Raw genomic sequence first — 706 nt, forward strand, 5'->3', positions numbered from 1 at the left:
TCGATAATCGAGAAACTCAATCAGAGCAACAAATACCCTATTTCAGTGTTATGCCATGTATTTAACGTGAACCGGAGTAGCTACCGTTATTGGGTGAGCCGTGAACTTGTAGCGACACCTGAACAGCAGATTTTAGAGTGTGAAATCAAAGCAATACACGCTGAAAGTCGGGAGTCTGCGGGGGCTAGGAGCATTGCGACTATCACCTCTGAACGTGGCTTTGCGTTAAGTCGTTATAAGGCGACTCGGTTAATGAAAGAGCTTGGATTAGTGAGCTGCCAACAACCCAAGCACCGCTATAAGAAGGCTGAAAATGAGCATGTGACCATCCCTAATTTACTCAAGCGACAATTTGCAGTTGTCGAACCAAACACCGTTTGGTGTGGCGATGTGACGTATATTTGGGCGGGTAATCGTTGGTGTTATTTAGCGGTTGTGCTGGATTTATTTTCGAGAAAAGCCATTGGTTGGGCGATGTCATTGTCACCGGATACTGAGTTAACGGTGAAGGCCTTAGATATGGCTTTTGAATCTCGTGGGAAGCCTAAAAACCAGATATTCCACTCTGACCAAGGCAGCCATTATACCAGCCTGAAATACCGTCAGCGGCTGTGGAAATATCAAATCACCCAGAGCATGAGCCGTCGCGGTAACTGCTGGGATAATGCGCCAATGGAGCGGTTTTTCAGAAGTTTAAAAACGGAAT

At 46.0% G+C, this 706-nt stretch carries 1 protein-coding gene; it reads left to right on the forward strand.

The features are described 5' to 3' along the window. Positions 1-706: IS3 family transposase (locus KFE26_RS23630; RefSeq protein ID WP_212601919.1), on the forward strand; the 706-nt coding region annotated here is incomplete at both ends.

Source organism: Shewanella sp. M16 (genome assembly GCF_018224605.1).
Taxonomy (GTDB): Bacteria; Pseudomonadota; Gammaproteobacteria; order Enterobacterales; family Shewanellaceae; genus Shewanella; species Shewanella oncorhynchi.